General features: G+C 40.1%; 16 protein-coding genes. 4 read left to right on the forward strand and 12 right to left on the reverse strand.

Annotation, left to right across the window (positions count from 1 at the left end):
• Positions 1 to 228: 228 nt before the first annotated feature.
• The gene (locus tag ACFOZY_RS14230; RefSeq protein WP_378156672.1) at positions 229 to 1,785 is read right to left on the reverse strand and encodes a GNAT family N-acetyltransferase; all 1,557 of its coding nucleotides are present in this window, start codon (positions 1,783 to 1,785) and stop codon (positions 229 to 231) included.
• A 103-nt stretch (positions 1,786 to 1,888) separates the two neighbouring features.
• On the opposite strand from ACFOZY_RS14230, the gene ACFOZY_RS14235 reads away from it, so the two are divergent.
• From ACFOZY_RS14235 to ACFOZY_RS14245, 3 genes are read left to right on the forward strand one after another with little or no spacing between them, the layout of a single operon-like run.
• Positions 1,889 to 2,311, forward strand: coding sequence for a disulfide oxidoreductase (locus ACFOZY_RS14235; RefSeq protein WP_378156674.1), 423 nt, complete (start codon positions 1,889 to 1,891; stop codon positions 2,309 to 2,311).
• Position 2,312: 1 nt separating this feature from the next.
• Positions 2,313 to 2,786 (forward strand): thioredoxin family protein, encoded by a 474-nt coding sequence (locus tag ACFOZY_RS14240; protein WP_378156676.1) that lies wholly within the window; start codon positions 2,313 to 2,315, stop codon positions 2,784 to 2,786.
• 54 nt (positions 2,787 to 2,840) lie between these two features.
• Positions 2,841 to 3,689, forward strand: a complete 849-nt coding sequence (locus ACFOZY_RS14245) for an RluA family pseudouridine synthase (protein ID WP_378156678.1) — start codon at positions 2,841 to 2,843, stop codon at positions 3,687 to 3,689.
• Between the two features lie 277 nt (positions 3,690 to 3,966).
• Here the strand turns inward: ACFOZY_RS14245 and ACFOZY_RS14250 are convergent, their stop codons facing one another.
• From ACFOZY_RS14250 to ACFOZY_RS14290, 9 genes are all read right to left on the reverse strand, one after another.
• Positions 3,967 to 4,167: a cold-shock protein gene (locus tag ACFOZY_RS14250; protein WP_378156680.1), complete on the reverse strand. Its 201-nt coding sequence runs from the start codon at positions 4,165 to 4,167 to the stop codon at positions 3,967 to 3,969.
• Between the two features lie 289 nt (positions 4,168 to 4,456).
• Positions 4,457 to 4,615 carry a hypothetical protein gene (locus ACFOZY_RS14255; protein WP_378156682.1) on the reverse strand — a complete coding sequence of 53 codons (159 nt, stop codon included), beginning with the start codon at positions 4,613 to 4,615 and terminating at the stop codon, positions 4,457 to 4,459.
• 124 nt (positions 4,616 to 4,739) lie between these two features.
• Positions 4,740 to 5,588 carry a DUF1835 domain-containing protein gene (locus tag ACFOZY_RS14260; RefSeq protein ID WP_378156684.1) on the reverse strand — a complete coding sequence of 283 codons (849 nt, stop codon included), beginning with the start codon at positions 5,586 to 5,588 and terminating at the stop codon, positions 4,740 to 4,742.
• A 340-nt stretch (positions 5,589 to 5,928) separates the two neighbouring features.
• Positions 5,929 to 6,699: a hypothetical protein gene (locus tag ACFOZY_RS14265; protein WP_378156686.1), complete on the reverse strand. Its 771-nt coding sequence runs from the start codon at positions 6,697 to 6,699 to the stop codon at positions 5,929 to 5,931.
• Positions 6,700 to 6,800: 101 nt separating this feature from the next.
• Positions 6,801 to 7,760: a threonine ammonia-lyase gene (locus tag ACFOZY_RS14270; protein WP_378156688.1), complete on the reverse strand. Its 960-nt coding sequence runs from the start codon at positions 7,758 to 7,760 to the stop codon at positions 6,801 to 6,803.
• 14 nt (positions 7,761 to 7,774) lie between these two features.
• Positions 7,775 to 8,236: a RidA family protein gene (locus ACFOZY_RS14275; RefSeq protein WP_378156690.1), complete on the reverse strand. Its 462-nt coding sequence runs from the start codon at positions 8,234 to 8,236 to the stop codon at positions 7,775 to 7,777.
• A 165-nt stretch (positions 8,237 to 8,401) separates the two neighbouring features.
• Complete coding sequence (locus tag ACFOZY_RS14280) at positions 8,402 to 8,893, reverse strand: hypothetical protein (protein WP_378156693.1); 492 nt, start codon at positions 8,891 to 8,893, stop codon at positions 8,402 to 8,404.
• Between the two features lie 35 nt (positions 8,894 to 8,928).
• Positions 8,929 to 9,315: a hypothetical protein gene (locus ACFOZY_RS14285; protein WP_378156695.1), complete on the reverse strand. Its 387-nt coding sequence runs from the start codon at positions 9,313 to 9,315 to the stop codon at positions 8,929 to 8,931.
• A 142-nt stretch (positions 9,316 to 9,457) separates the two neighbouring features.
• On the reverse strand, positions 9,458 to 10,306 hold the full coding sequence (locus ACFOZY_RS14290; RefSeq protein ID WP_378156697.1) for an aldo/keto reductase: 849 nt from the start codon (positions 10,304 to 10,306) through the stop codon (positions 9,458 to 9,460).
• Between the two features lie 133 nt (positions 10,307 to 10,439).
• Here ACFOZY_RS14290 and ACFOZY_RS14295 point away from each other — a divergent pair, with 133 nt between their 5' ends.
• Positions 10,440 to 11,747 carry an NCS2 family permease gene (locus ACFOZY_RS14295; protein ID WP_378156699.1) on the forward strand — a complete coding sequence of 436 codons (1,308 nt, stop codon included), beginning with the start codon at positions 10,440 to 10,442 and terminating at the stop codon, positions 11,745 to 11,747.
• A gap of 136 nt (positions 11,748 to 11,883) precedes the next feature.
• Here the strand turns inward: ACFOZY_RS14295 and ACFOZY_RS14300 are convergent, their stop codons facing one another.
• Together ACFOZY_RS14300 and trmL are read right to left on the reverse strand one after the other, a co-directional pair.
• Complete coding sequence (locus tag ACFOZY_RS14300) at positions 11,884 to 12,177, reverse strand: hypothetical protein (protein WP_378156701.1); 294 nt, start codon at positions 12,175 to 12,177, stop codon at positions 11,884 to 11,886.
• Positions 12,178 to 12,477: 300 nt separating this feature from the next.
• Complete coding sequence (gene trmL / locus ACFOZY_RS14305; RefSeq protein ID WP_378156703.1) at positions 12,478 to 12,951, reverse strand: tRNA (uridine(34)/cytosine(34)/5-carboxymethylaminomethyluridine(34)-2'-O)-methyltransferase TrmL; 474 nt, start codon at positions 12,949 to 12,951, stop codon at positions 12,478 to 12,480.
• Positions 12,952 to 12,959 lie beyond the last annotated feature (8 nt).

Here is a 12,959-nt window from a genome sequence, read left to right on the forward strand (position 1 = left end):
ATGGGGCTCAGAATTTGCACAGTTTACTTCATGTTGTACACTCAGATCGCTTTGTTGTACACTTCATCAAAATTGTTGTAGACTTCGAAGTTTTAGTTGTACACTTCTCCCGAATTGTTGTACACTTCCACGCTTTGGTTGTAAACCCCAGTCAGTTGCACTTAGTAGTCCCTTAAAACTCACCCCCATATAAAAAGCCGCTCCATTTTTCAGAAGCGGCTACCTCATTCATTTCAAATACGAAATCCGATATACATCTTGCCTGCGGTCCTTCAATTGTTTCACAGTTCCGCCTTGGCGCTTTCTTCTCAATGTCTCTAAATCCACATCGCCGATCAGTACCATTTCCACGTTAGCTTCGGTTTCCCCCACAATACCATCGCGAGGGAATTCAAAATCGGATGGGCTGAAAATTCCACTCTTAGCGTATTGAATATCCATATTTTCCGTTTGCGGTAAGTTTCCGACCGTACCGGAAATGACGGTATAGATCTGGTTCTCAATGGCTCTTGCTTGTGCACAATAACGAACGCGCAAATACCCTTGTCGATCTTCAGTACAGAACGGTACGAATAGAATATTCGCTCCCATATCCGTTGCAATCCGAGCGAGCTCCGGAAACTCCACATCATAACAGATTTGAATAGCAATTTTCCCGCAATCCGTATCGAACACTTTCACTTTATCTCCTGCACTGATTCCCCACCATTTTCGCTCATTCGGCGTAATATGGATTTTATATTGTTTGCCGATGGAGCCATCCCGTCGGAATAAATAAGCGATGTTATAGATTTCATCTTCCTCTTCCACGAAGTGCGATCCGCCAATAATATTGACATTGTAACGGACAGCCAAGTCTGTAAACATCTCGATATACTCTGGCGTAAAGACAGTCATCTTTTGAACCGCCTTGCTTGGGGATAGTTCATTCATAAAGGACATCAATTGGGTTGTGAAAATTTCAGGGAACACCACAAAGTCTGAATGATTATCCGCTGCAACATCCACAAAATACTCGCATTGATGCGCCAATTCCTCGAAAGAATTTATTTTCCTCATCATATATTGGACGACACAGATTCTTACAGGGTGACTTGTTTTGAAGTGTCGCTTCGTCACCGGAGCATAATCGACATTATTCCATTCCATTAACGTTGCGTATTTACCAGATGCCTTATCATCCGGCAAGTAGTTCGGATTGATCCGCATGAGTGTAAAGTCATTCATCAGCTGGAACGATAAAACCGGATCGTAAATCTTATGTCTTGAAACAGCATCCACATATTCACGAGGGCTCATTTCTTTTGCGTGTTTATGATAATTCGGAATCCGCCCGCCAATTATGATGGATTTCAGGTTCATTTCCCGGGCAAGCTCTTTCCTTGCCTCATATAGACGGTGACCAACCTTCATTCTTCTATATTCGGGGTGGACCATTACTTCAATTCCGTACAAATTGTATCCATCCGGATTATGGTTCGTAATATACCCTTCATTGGTCACATCGTCCCAAGTATGACGGTCGTCATATTCGTCAAAATTTATAATGAGACTGGAACAGGATCCAATAATTTCACCATCCAACTCTGCTACAAATTGACCTTCCGGAAAAATGGAAAGATGGCTGTATAGCTGGTCTTTCTTCCAAGGTGTCATTCCTGGGAAACAAATCTCCTGCATATCTAAAATCGCTTTGATATCCTCTTCCTTCATCTCACGAATGACCATACTCTTCTCAAAAAACGACAAATCGAATTCCTCTGACATCTGTGTCAACCCTTTCACAAAAACTTCAAATTCAAACCTTTTTCTAAGATGAAATGTTTTACGTGACTCTTCCCTATCAACTATAATTTGAAAAGAGATTGAATATCCTAAGGAGAAGCATATGAATAAAAAAATGGAAAATGCGCTGCTCGCCATGTGGACGGTTGCCGTCGTTGCAACTGCCGGTTCACTGTACTTCTCGGAAATTAGAGACTATGAACCCTGTGTACTGTGCTGGTATCAGCGAATCCTTATGTATCCGCTTGTACTCATCTTGACCGTTGCTTACATACAAAAAAACACAAAAATTGCGGTAACTACTGCTACGTTCTCGATCATAGGCGGCTGTATTTCCCTTTACCATTATGGTATACAGAAGTTTGACTTCTTATCAGAATCTGCTCCAGCTTGTGGACGAGTACCATGTACAGGTGAATACATTAATTATTTCGGTTTTATCACGATTCCATTCCTTGCGTTAACAGCATTTATTATCATTGCCGTTTTGAGCTTCTTGATGCTTAAGTGGCAAAAGGAGAATTGATATGAAAAAACTTTTAATCATCGGCGGTGTCATCATCGCAATTTTTGCCCTGATCATTGTATTGAACAATCAATCAAATAAAATGAAAGTTTCAGGTAACAACCCTTACGGAACAACTGATTTAACACAACCGACAATCGACCAGTTGGATGATCCGAACTATCAGAACATCATTTTACCGGACGAGCTTGAAGAAAAAATCGCAAGCGGTGAGCCGGTTACAGCTTATTTCTTTAGCCCGACTTGCCCACACTGTAAGGAAATGACTCCTCGCCTAATGCCCATTGCAGATGATATGGGTGTGGATATCGTCCAATATAACTTGGATGAATTCCAACAAGGCTGGCAGCAATACGGGATCCAGTCAACTCCAACAATGATCCACTTTGAAGGCGGGAAAGAAGTGAATCGCACAGTCGGAGCGGTGCCGGACGAAAATATTAAACTATTCTTCGATGAAGTTGTATTAAAATAATGGTAAAGCGGGATCATGTTGCGAAACATGATCCTTTTTTTGGAGGGATCTGCAGTGTTCGAAAAATGGACGTATAAGTTAAACGAATCAATGACCATTGAGCAACTGCTCCGTGAAAAATGGATGGTCAGCCGAAAAGCTATACATGAGATGCGAATGGCTAAAAGCATTACCAATCTTTCCGGAGAACCACTCCGTTGGAATGAACCCCTTCCTCCCGGAACTGAACTCACCTTCCACTTGCCGGATGCTTCTTCAAGCTATATACCCGAAGAGGAATGCAAACTAACTATTATATTTGAAGATGAACACTGTCTGGTTGTCTCTAAACCGAAAGGAATGCCGACACATCCGAATGCTCCTAACGAGACAGGGACAGCTATGAATGAAGTTATGGCTTATATCAAGAATTACGGCGGAGAATATGCGGAACATGCCCATCGTCTTGACTCCGGCACAAGCGGTCTTTTGCTTATTGCGAAGCATCCGATTGCTAAAGGAGTTTTCGACAGGATGTTAGAGGAAAAGAAAATTGTCCGTACATATGAAGCCGAAGTGAAAGGTCAGCTAAAAAAGGATGAGGGTACGGTAAATGCAGCCATTGGCCGAGATCGGCATCACCCCACGAGAAGACGGGTTTCACCGAGCGGGCAGAACGCAATTACTCATTTTCGTAAAATAAAGGTATTAAAGGATTCAACAATTGTCCACGTGACGTTGGAAACCGGAAGGACCCATCAGATTCGCGTGCACATGTCCCATATCGGACATCCCATTATCGGGGACACACTTTACGGTGGTCCAGCACAGCCCGATGGATACAGACTCCATGCTTTTAAATTGGAGTTTATTCATCCATTTACGGGAAAGCACCTCGTCATTGAGGATATGAAGAAGCAGTAAGATCCTTTCAGCACCGCATTTTATCGCGGTGCTTTTTGTACTAAAAAAGCTCAGTTCTTAAAACTAAGCCCACAGTGTCTATCCGATTATATTAAAGTTCTTTTAAACACATAACTTACTTTATCGTATTCATTTTAATTTCATAAAAACGATGTGGATCTGTACGAAGTAAACCAGAGAAGGGCAACAATTTATCCTTTTTATAATCGGCTGCTCTAATGATTATTGAAATTAACCACAAAAAAAGACCCTACATAGGGTCTTTTCTCAGCTATTATTAAGCTTTTTGAACGTTTGTAGCTTGTAGGCCACGTTGTCCTTCTTCAATTTCAAATGTTACACTTTGACCTTCGTCTAAAGATTTGAAACCTTCGCCTTGAATTGCTGAGAAATGTACGAATACGTCTTCTCCTGCTTCACGCTCGATGAATCCAAAACCTTTTTCTGCATTAAACCACTTTACTGTACCTTGTTCCATTATTGTTGCCTCCTATATGCGAATCTCCGCATAATGTGTTACTATCCTTGCTCAAATACTTTAGACGAAAAACAAAATCCATTTTTAATCTGAAAAAAGAACAAAAATAATTCTCTCTTAGGATAACAGATATTTGGTGAAATGGGAAATAATTTGATTCCCAATATCAAAACCCACATTTAACATCCTAAAGTAACTCCATCTAAATATGGGCTTAAACCTAATGAATCAAACCCCCTGTTAGTTCAACAAATACCTTTTTGTACATCTAAGTTGCGAAATAAATAAGTTAACGTGTCAGCGCATAATAAATTACATATAGCCAGCTAAATAATCCATGAATACAAGCCCAAAGAATAGACTTGTGTACACTCCAAGAAATAGCAATAGCTAAAGCTGAACCGAATGTAATGCCTGTAGAAACTGTCGATTTAGTCTTGGTATTCATTCCTTCACGTCCCCTTCATTTAGTCTCCAATGACTTCCCTTAGTTAAGATATTCTACAAAAAAGGAAATTAATCCTTTAAGGATCAACCTCCTGTTCGTTGTACTTGCTATTGTGTTTTTCAGATCACTTTAGTTTGACACTATAATGTCTCATTGATTTTGGGATACCTTTTAATTCAAGCACCCCACTATACACTAATTCCCTGATTCGATATTCTAAAAAGAAAAGATCTAAATAAGAATTCATCCTTGTGAAGATATCTACAACGACATCCGCCGTCTTGATAAAGTCTTTTGTTTCTTGTTGGAAGTGAAGACTTTTTATCGTTTCAATGATCAACGGATCGTAATAATTTTCTTGTACACCCCTAATTTCTCCGTCTACCCATATTCGTAAAAATTCTTGAGTTTGCGATAGCTGCTCCCATTCCTTTTGGAGATGAATACGCTCATGATTGGTTAATGCCTTGTTCTCTTTATTCCCGTCGAAAATTTGCCTCACGATATCGGAATCCAATTGGGCAGTATGGAACAGTTGTTTCCCTTCAACAGTGGAGTTAATGAGAAAGATTTCATTTGTCTTCTCTCGTAACAGGTAAAGGAAAAAACGCATACCTGTTTGTTCATCAGGATTATCGCCATACCACACATAAATAGGTACATCATGTGGAATATCCTCAATTTCGCGCAATGTGTTAACATATTTATTTTCATATTCGTATTCCTCTGACTCGTCATTGATATGTTCAAATAACCATTCTTTGCGATTACTTTGGCCAACCTTTTCGTCCAGCTTCCACAAAGGCCCAATCGAAAAGGAGTCGGGGAAACCGATTACACACTTCGGCCTCGGAAGACTTACCCTTAATGAACCGGCAGCTGATTCCGATGTTACAATATGAACCGGTCCTAATTGATATCCAGTACGAAATTTTTGAATATGTTTATTTATTTCATCCGCCAATTTCACCATGTCCTCCTGATTTAAGAAAAAACCCCTTCCTTCAACGGATTGCCTTCCCTGAACGTTAAAGGTTTGGAAATCATCATTTACAAGTTCAAAAGCCTCCAACTTACTCCCGTCACTCAAATTCGAAATAGTTATGTATTGTGGAGATTCAATGCGATATACAAAAACTAAATTATGTTCTATTAGGAGATAGATAAAAGGATAATCTGCTTTAGATTTAATTAGAATCAACCTCTTTTCAAAAACGAGTTACCTACATGACCACTTATAAATTCAAGCAATTAGTGGAGAAACGTTAACGAATGAACTGATTAATTTATCAACGAAGTAAAAACTGAGGGCTTTAGTTTGGAACTACATATATAGCTGGAGTTTTATCTTTAAATTCAATTTCCGGAACAGTTTTCTTATCTTTTTCCCACTCCTCTTTCTTAAATCCAGGTAACGTTGCTAAGACAAAATAATTTTCGTCATGTTTTAGTGAAACATTCATAGTAATAAATTTGTTATTATTGTCCGACCTATTTCCCTGTTCTAAAAAGTATTGGCCATCATCCATTTTAAGGTAGTTATAGAGTATGACCTTTCCGTTTACACGCATCAGTCGTACTAAAAAATCTTCTTCTTCATGACGTAAGATTTCTTCTATTTCCTCTTTACTATCTAAATACTCAAACGGTTGATCATAGACCCTATTTAAAATTAGATCATTAAGTTCGTCCTGATTACCGTATTCCTTGGTAGAAATAGACGTAAATCTAACAGTACCGTCTCGATCTACTTGGAAAATCTCAGTGCGAGATTGGTAACCATTAGCCATGACTTGATAGTGATAGGGCATGTAACCATTCTCGAGCTCCTTTGGTGTTACCTGAAACTCATAGTCAGGATATCGTTCATTTAAATAATCGACTAATATCGTATATCTCTTAGTATGTTGCTTTTTAATATAAACAGGTTTTAAAGCAAAAAATAATGAGAAGAGAAGGACTGAACAAATAGTCACAGCAACAACCATTCTCTTATTCCTACGAAATACAATCCACAACACAACTAAGAAAATAGTTAGTATCGTACCCCATATGGTGATTTCAATAAGTTCTACAGGACTCATTCAATATTCCTCCTGGTAGAATCGCTTCTTTTATCTATTTCCACTAAACGATCCCATTTGTAAAATGGCGCTAATCCTTTAAAAGAATTAACGCCACTTAGTCACTCTGTCGTGCTTACAATCAATTGATGAACGCTATCCAAGTCGACGTTTCCGCCGGAGATCACAGTAACTACATTTTTCCCTTCGAAGTTCAGTTTGTTGAATAATGCAGCTGCAATTGTTGTGGCACTTGAAGGTTCGATGAATTGTTTTGTACGCTCTAAGACGAAACTGAAGGCTTGGCGGATTTCTTCCTCACTGACAAGGACAAGATCATCTAAATACTTCATCAGTACAGGGAAAGTCAGGTCACCTGGCTGGTTGGTTCTTAATCCATCTGCAATGGTAGAGGTCGCTGGAATTGTGGTGATTCTTTTGTTTTGTAATGAAAGATATGTATCATTGGCAAGTTCAGGCTCTACACCAATTACTTTAACTTTCGGATTCGATTCTTTTACTGCAGTCAAAATTCCTGATAGTAGTCCCCCACCGCCCACCGGGACGATGATTACATCGACATTCTCCGCCTGTTCCAAGATTTCCAAGCCGACCGTTCCTTGTCCTGCCATAACAAATGGGTCATCGTAAGGAGGGATGTATACTCCGCTTTCCTGAACTGCAATCTCCTGTGCTCTTGGCAATCTTTCTCCGGAAGTGGTCCCGCACTTTTCAATCTTTCCATTGTAAGCCTGAATTGCGTTCACTTTACACATACTCACATTTTCAGGCACGACAATCGTAACGGGAACCCCATATTTATTTGCAACATAGGCAACGGCTTGTCCATGATTGCCGGACGAAGCAGTTGTTACATACTTCGCACCATTTTCAATTGCGTGGATGACTTTATTACTCGCTCCCCGAATTTTAAATGACCCTGTCTTTTGTAAATGCTCGGATTTCATATAAAGTTGATTTCCACATAGTTTTGATAGTTGTTCTGATTGCAGGATCGGCGTTTCATATGCAATCTCACTAATTCGTTCTCTGGCATCCATTACATCTTTTAAAGAAATCATTGTTCAGAAGCCTCCTATTTCACTGCAATGATAAAGTCGATTTCAACCGGGGTATTGTCTGGAAGTTCTGCTGCTCCAATTGCCGTACGAGCATGGCGTCCCTTCTCTCCGAAAATTTTCTCAAGTAATTCAGATGCAGCATCCAGGACTTTGGAAGGTTGATTGAAACCTGGTGCAGTTTGAACATAGCCTGTCACTTTTAATACTTGCTCCAATTGATCAAGGCTACCGATTGCAGCTTTTAAATTACTAAGACCTTTTAGCACACAGAACTCAGCAAGTTCTCGTGCCTGCTCAACCGTTACGCCCTCTCCTACTTTGCCTGGATACGGTATTCCGCCATTGATCCTTGGTACCTGTCCGCTTACATACGCCACCCCTTGATGAATCATAACAGGAACATAGTGATATAAAGGTGCAGCAGCTTCAGGCAACTCCAACCCCAACTCTTCCAAACGTCGCTCAATTAAACTCATACTCTACAACTCCCCCAACTTCAACTGATTCAAATATAGTATTACTAATAATTATAGCGTTTCTTAAAACAACAATTTGTTCTTAAATATAGTATTCAACAAAAAAGACGCTATTCCTTTTTAAGGACTAACGCCAGAGGAGGAACTTTCTAACCCTTTTCAAAACTAACTAATCCACATCATTTTCACTTCTTTTGCTTTCCATTTATTCTCTTCATACTTTACTATACCTTCAACTCCAACTCCCCCCAAAGCTGATCGGAATTTAGATCCTTCAAAAGGGACTGTATTGTTGGATAAGACCACTAACTTATCTATCCTTAAAAGTACACCATCCAAACTCATCGTGTCTGTATGAAATAATCCCTTTTCTTTCAGTTGATCGAGAGTAGTATCCATTACTTCAACGTTGTATTTTTCTTCAAAGTAGCTAAAAATCACTTTTTTATTTTGTTCATCTATTCCATCGAAATTGCTCATATCAATTGCTATATATTCCATCTCACCATTTAATCCTTCATCCATTTCCATAATGGAGTCCAATGCTGCGCTATAGATTTCTCCTAATCGATCCTGTGGCTCTGTTGTTGTATTAGTATTACAAGCAGAAAGAATTAGCGATAGGACAAAAAGTATACTAAAATGTTTAAACTTCAAAAAAATGCCCCCTTCCTATTTTTCAATAGATTTGTTCAATCATTTTCTTGCTTTTTATAGTAGGCATCTACAATCGGATAGATATCCGGGGTTGAATCGTAATAAGTATCCTCAATTTGGCTTAATGTAAATTGGAATTTTTTCGGACCATCAAAAAGTGTAATGCCATATCGCCATCCAACTCTTCCTTCCTGATTTTCCTGAGGAGTAAAATAGATCTCATTAATCAACAAAAGGAATTCGGTAATTTGCACTTCCTCAGTAATTTCGATTGACTCACCTGTTGATCCATCCTGAATGATCACTTTGTCAACATTCTCAATAGAAGCATCTTTATAAAACTCTTCCAAGGATTGTGATTTCCCCTCATTACAAGCAGACAATAACAACAAACTCATGATTATGATCGCTATCTTTTGCAACAGAGCTCCTCCCCTACCCCTTTTACCAATTAGACACCATTTTGCCCAAAATGTTTCATTCTTTCTAAAAGGAAAACCGTCAAACTGTTAAAGATTTAACAATTTGACGGTCAATCACCTCATAATAGTTCAGTTGTTGTCCTTATGAAAACATCTTATCGGGATCTGTACCAGTCCGCTCGTTTTTATTCAATGAATCGATGTTTGCCATATCCTCAGCAGTCAGTTCAAAGTCGAAGACATTCGCATTTTCTTTGATTCGCTCCGGTGTCACGGATTTCGGGATGACGATCAAGTCATGCTGTAAATGCCAGCGAATGATGACTTGCGCCGTCGTTTTTCCATATTTCTCCGCTATTCCCTTCAATGTCTGGTCGTCAAGCAGTCGTCCTCTCGCCAATGGTGACCAGGAAGTAACAGCAATATCATTTTCCGCACAGAACTCGCGAAGGCTCACTTGGCATAAGTTCGGATGAAGTTCAATCTGGTTGACCATCGGTTTCACATTTGCCGTTGCGAAGAGCTTTTCCAAATGATGTTGGTGGTGATTCGAAACCCCAGCTGCACGGATCAGTTTTTCATCATACAACCGCTCAATCGCTCTGTATGTATCGACGAATTTTTCAGGATGCGGCCAATGGGTCAAATACAAATCGAGATAGTCGAATTTCAATTTATTTAATGTCGTTTCAAATGCACGAAGCGTCTCGTCATAGCCCTGATCGGTATTCCACACTTTTGAGGTAATGAAAAGTTCTTTTCGCAGTGTGCCAGATGCCCGTACCGCTTCTCCCACTTCCTCTTCATTTTGATAAACAGCAGCCGTATCAATCGCCTGATATCCTGACTTAATGGCTGTTACCATTGCATTGAATGCCTCTTCCTTTTCGGTCATTTTATATACCCCTAAACCGAAGCGCGGCATCTCTACTCCATTACTTAACTTTTTTGTAGATTGTATAAGTAGTGTCAAACGAATCTCTCCTTTCATTTCCGTATCATTATTTTACCGATGAGTTGGGAATATTACTAATTAGTTGATTCTAACTCTTGATTTTTTATCAAAATACGAATAATATATAAAACGTTGTGTTAATTGTTCGTATTTAAAGGGGAGATTACCAATGTTTAAACTGAAAGAACATCAAACAACAGTCAAAACAGAAGTGTTAGCCGGAATCACGACATTCCTAACTATGGCTTACGTAATAATTGTCAATCCTATCATTTTGAGTGATGCTGGCGTTCCATTCGATCAAGTCTTTATGGCTACCATCATTTCAACCGTCATCGGTACATTGTGGATGGCCCTATTTGCAAACTATCCAATTGCTATTGCTCCCGGAATGGGATTGAACGCTTATTTTGCGTATGCAGTAGTTGGCGCTTCAGATGGAGCCATCGATTATATGATTGCTTTTTCTGCAGTTTTCATAGCCGGGATCATCTTTGTCATTCTTTCCTTAACACCGTTCCGGGAAAAGCTAATTGAAGCGATTCCTGAAAACTTGAAACATGCTATTACTGCGGGTATTGGACTTTTCATCGCTTTCATTGGCCTAAGGATGGCCGGAATCATCGTATATTCTGAAGACAGCAATATTGTAAAACTTGGAAATCTGGCAGAACCGAATACTCTTCTAACGTTGTTCGGGCTATTAGTTACATTAATCTTAATGGTCCGCAATATCCACGGCGCGATATTCTTTGGAATGATTATCACAGCTGTGGCCGCCTTCTTTACAGGGCATTTGAAGTTTGAAGAAAACATTATGAAAATGCCACATCTCCCGGAAGGGATCATGACTTGGAATCCAGCGTTGGCCATTCAAGACATTATTAACTATGGATTATGGGGTGTCGTTTTATCATTCCTATTAGTCACGATGTTCGACACAACGGGTACGATGATCGGCGTCGCCAAGCAAGCTGGGCTAATTAAAGACAATAAGATGCCCCGTGTCCGTCAAGCGCTTCTCGCTGATTCTGTCGCGACCACTGCAGGTGCGATGTTTGGTACAAGCCCAACCTCCGCATACATCGAGTCTTCTGCAGGTGTTGCCGCAGGCGGGCGGACTGGTTTAACTACTGTCACCGTAGCGATTTTATTCATCATCGCTTCCTTCTTCAGCCCATTTGTCAGTGCACTGTCAGGCGTTGCAGCGATTACTGCTCCGGTACTGATCATTGTAGGAAGTCTAATGATTGGCGCTGTAAAGCAAATTGAGTGGGATTCAATTGATGAAGCGTTCCCTGCATTTTTAGTGATCTTGACGATGCCACTAACTTCAAGCATTGCAACAGGGATTGCATTAGGATTCATCTCATATCCAGTACTGAAGATCGTGAAGGGAGAGTGGCGTTCTGTCCACCCGCTCCTATACATCTTTGCTGTATTGTTTATTTATCAACTGATCTTTTTACCTCATTGATATCGCGTTCGGATTGAACCTGAGATATCACAGACTTTCCAATATGATTTACTGAAAAAAGCATCTCGAATGTCTCCATTCGAGATGCTTTTTGTCTGTAAACTGAATTCATTTGATAAAGGTATTTATTTTTAAATCAGTGAGTGGTTTCCCGGTATGCTGATATGAGCAAGGTAATGGATGTAATCCAGTGTAAGACCATCCCGACAAACGGAATCAAACCTACTACGCTTGTCACAAGTCCTAAAATAGGACCGCCTTTTCCTTCCATATCCCGGATGGATAAAATTAGTGTAATCGCATGAAGAATTAACATGACACCTAACGCCGACCATCCTGACCCTATAATGATGGAAGCGCCTATAAAGGGAATTCCCAATACCACTTCGCAAAGGCCTGTCAGCCATTTCATTCCTGTTGAAATTCTCATCTTACATCGCCTTCCCTTATATCTTTTGCCTGTCTGTAATACGGTTGTCCAACGGAAAAGTTTCATTTTTCGACATAAACCGTTCAGGAACATCCTTTCATTTCCCAGTTGAAATGAGGTATACTATTATCATACGCATAATAGGAGGTTTTTTCAGATGGGTACACTTCTTGTTTGCGGCGTTGCCGTAGCCTTCTTGACTTCCATCTTCTGTGCAGGTTATGAAGACAAAGTCGGCGCACCAGAAAAGAAATAAGACCAAAAAACGGGACTGGCCATTACGGCTATGTCCCGTTTTCTTTAGATTAACTTCGGATAATTCTGTTGGCGGAGCGCCTCATAGATCAGGATTGCCGCTGTGTTTGACAAGTTCAATGAACGGATATGCTCGTTCATCGGAATCCGTAGACAGTTCTCTTTGTTTGCCTCAAGCAACTCCGGTGGCAAACCCGTCGTTTCCTTCCCGAAAACAAAGAAAATATCTTTCTCCGAATCGGAAAAGTCATAATCCGAAAAGGTTTTCTCTCCGTGCTTAGTAATGTAATAAAATTCGCCATCCGGATACGCAGCGAAGAATTCCTCGAGATTTTCATGGTAAGTCAAATCGACATTCTCCCAATAATCAAGACCTGCCCGCTTTAACATCTTGTCGTCAGTTGAAAATCCGAGTGGCTTGATCAGATGCAGTTTCGCAAATGTCCCCGCACAAGTCCTTGATATATTCCCCGTATTCGATGGGATTAATGGTTGATATAAAACGACATGTATTGGCATTCTTACAC

The sequence above is a fragment of the Chungangia koreensis genome, from assembly GCF_042651785.1.
Lineage (GTDB): Bacteria > Bacillota > Bacilli > Bacillales_A > Planococcaceae > Chungangia > Chungangia koreensis.

Coding starts and splice junctions, on each gene's coding strand:
- ACFOZY_RS14235 (WP_378156674.1), top strand. CDS start 1,889: ATGAATAAAAAAATGGAAAATGCGCTGCTCGCCATGTGGACGGTTGCC.
- ACFOZY_RS14240 (WP_378156676.1), top strand. CDS start 2,313: ATGAAAAAACTTTTAATCATCGGCGGTGTCATCATCGCAATTTTTGCC.
- ACFOZY_RS14250 (WP_378156680.1), bottom strand. CDS start 4,167: ATGGAACAAGGTACAGTAAAGTGGTTTAATGCAGAAAAAGGTTTTGGA.
- ACFOZY_RS14255 (WP_378156682.1), bottom strand. CDS start 4,615: ATGAATACCAAGACTAAATCGACAGTTTCTACAGGCATTACATTCGGT.
- ACFOZY_RS14260 (WP_378156684.1), bottom strand. CDS start 5,588: ATGGTGAAATTGGCGGATGAAATAAATAAACATATTCAAAAATTTCGT.
- ACFOZY_RS14265 (WP_378156686.1), bottom strand. CDS start 6,699: ATGAGTCCTGTAGAACTTATTGAAATCACCATATGGGGTACGATACTA.
- ACFOZY_RS14270 (WP_378156688.1), bottom strand. CDS start 7,760: ATGATTTCTTTAAAAGATGTAATGGATGCCAGAGAACGAATTAGTGAG.
- ACFOZY_RS14275 (WP_378156690.1), bottom strand. CDS start 8,236: ATGAGTTTAATTGAGCGACGTTTGGAAGAGTTGGGGTTGGAGTTGCCT.
- ACFOZY_RS14290 (WP_378156697.1), bottom strand. CDS start 10,306: ATGAAAGGAGAGATTCGTTTGACACTACTTATACAATCTACAAAAAAG.
- ACFOZY_RS14295 (WP_378156699.1), top strand. CDS start 10,440: ATGTTTAAACTGAAAGAACATCAAACAACAGTCAAAACAGAAGTGTTA.
- ACFOZY_RS14300 (WP_378156701.1), bottom strand. CDS start 12,177: ATGAGAATTTCAACAGGAATGAAATGGCTGACAGGCCTTTGCGAAGTG.
- trmL (WP_378156703.1), bottom strand. CDS start 12,951: ATGCCAATACATGTCGTTTTATATCAACCATTAATCCCATCGAATACG.